Genomic DNA, 1,915 nt, shown 5'->3' with positions numbered 1-1,915 from the left:
TCATTTTTTATAAATCTCATTGTACGTTATCAAATTATCTATTTACATATCTCTTCTATAATAATATATAAGCAACCCATAAAACACTTTATGGGTTGCTATCCCATTAAAAAACCTATTGTTCTTTTGATGGAACTGAACAACTGCCATCAGTACAAGACATATCGCTTCCTTCATCTGATGAAAACTCTTGTAATTTAGGTGCAGGATTCTCTTCTTCCCATACTTGCTGCAGTGCACCAATAAAAGTCTCAAGTGGTTGCGCACCTGAAATAGCATATTTCTGATTAACAATAAAATAAGGAACTCCCGAAATTTGATATTGCTGAGCAATCGCTTCATCAACTCGAACATCATTCGCATAAGCACTTTTATTATTGATAACATTTAAAGCCTCTTGCTTATCTAATCCCGATTTTTCAGCAATGGCAGCGAGCACTTCCACATCACTTAAGTTTTGTGATTCAGTAAAATATGCAAAAAGAAGATTTTCTGTAATCTCTTTTTCCTTCCCTTGATCCTTGGCGAACTTCGCAAGACGATGCGCATCAAAGGTATTGGTTGGCTTCATCTCTTCAAAATTAAAACTTAAACCCATACTAGCTGCATGATTACCTAGTTGTACATTATTACGCTTAGCTTCTTCAATACTAATCCCATACTTTGATGCAAGCACTTCATTAATACTCGTTCCAGAGTAAACGGGAGTATTCGGATCTAATTCAAAACTTTTAAACTCAACTTCAACATCGCCCCTATGCGGGAATTGTTCCAAAGCCATTTCTAATCTACGCTTCCCAATATAGCAAAACGGGCATACAAAATCAGACCAAACTTCAATTTTCATATGAACACCTCATTAACATTTAGTTTTCAATTATTGTAGCACTGGCACTGAGGAATTCAAAAATTTATGCCTCAAGAGGTTACGACTACTAATCAAAGAATCTTTCGTGCCATATATACACTCCAGTTGTAAATGAGCCCCTTGTTCACCATTCCTATATCTCACTACATATTTAGCCATAATATAGCTGTTCTCATAATAGTTGAAAAGCACCTGTATTATTTTCAACTATTATGTACTACTTCCCTATACTTAATAACAAAAAACATCCCTCAAAATGCTACTATTATAAGAATGAAAAAGTAAACAAGCCCATCTATATAAAATACAATTATATAGACGGGCTTGTTTAATAGATTGAGCAAACCGCAACTTCAAAGGAAGCAATTATACAAATCTATATTATTGAAAGTATGAACGGAGTTATTTTCAAAAGCATATTAGTGAAGAAGATTTAGATGCCAAGCCATGAAGAAAAAGTATTTACCGGCAGAAATATCTCTAATGTTTATTAGTTAAGGGATACTGTATACAGAGATTTAAGGGGAAATAGCTATACAATTCATAAACCATTAAATCATTTAGAGTATAAAAGTTTTAATTATGCACCAAGTTTTTTAGAAATTAATTATAAATGAAGAGAGATTTCCTCTTATATTGAAGATATGACCCATAACGATTCTATAGCGAAATACATATAGTTTAATGAATGCTTAATAAAAATAGCGAAAATACCTCACCTTTATCATGATTATGCAAATGATTTTCCATCCGGTATGATTTAGCAATCAATATTTTCACTCTTGTTTCTAACGAAACAAATATACAAAAAAACACAAGTCAAAAGACTTGTGTTTTAGTTTGCTTGGCGACGTCCTACTCTCACAGGGACAAGGTCCCAACTACCATCGGCGCTAGAGAGCTTAACTTCCGTGTTCGGTATGGGAACGGGTGTGACCTCTCTGCCATCATCACCAAACTATATTTATTTGAGACAATGATTATTATAACTCATTCACTTTTGAAAGTCAACAAGTTTTTTATATTCTCTCAAAACTAGATAACATT

Annotated in this window: 1 protein-coding gene and 1 rRNA gene; both read right to left on the bottom strand. The window is 33.4% G+C overall.

The window, feature by feature from the left end; all coding sequences use genetic code 11:
- Window positions 1–115 precede the first annotated feature (115 nt).
- Window positions 116–847 (bottom strand): DsbA family oxidoreductase, encoded by a 732-nt coding sequence (locus KI356_RS19380; protein ID WP_128283675.1) that lies wholly within the window; start codon window positions 845–847, stop codon window positions 116–118.
- A gap of 863 nt (window positions 848–1,710) precedes the next feature.
- A 5S ribosomal RNA gene (gene rrf / locus KI356_RS19375) occupies window positions 1,711–1,826 on the bottom strand.
- Window positions 1,827–1,915: the final 89 nt, after the last annotated feature.

It is taken from the genome of Bacillus hominis, assembly GCF_018332515.1.
GTDB lineage: Bacteria > Bacillota > Bacilli > Bacillales > Bacillaceae_G > Bacillus_A > Bacillus_A hominis.
Note: the sequence above shows the minus strand (reverse complement) of the source record. Positions and strands in the feature narration are given on the sequence as shown.

What these genes read in the sequence shown, in the direction of transcription:
- KI356_RS19380 (WP_128283675.1), bottom strand. Translation starts at nt 847, where the DNA reads ATGAAAATTGAAGTTTGGTCTGATTTTGTATGCCCGTTTTGCTATATT.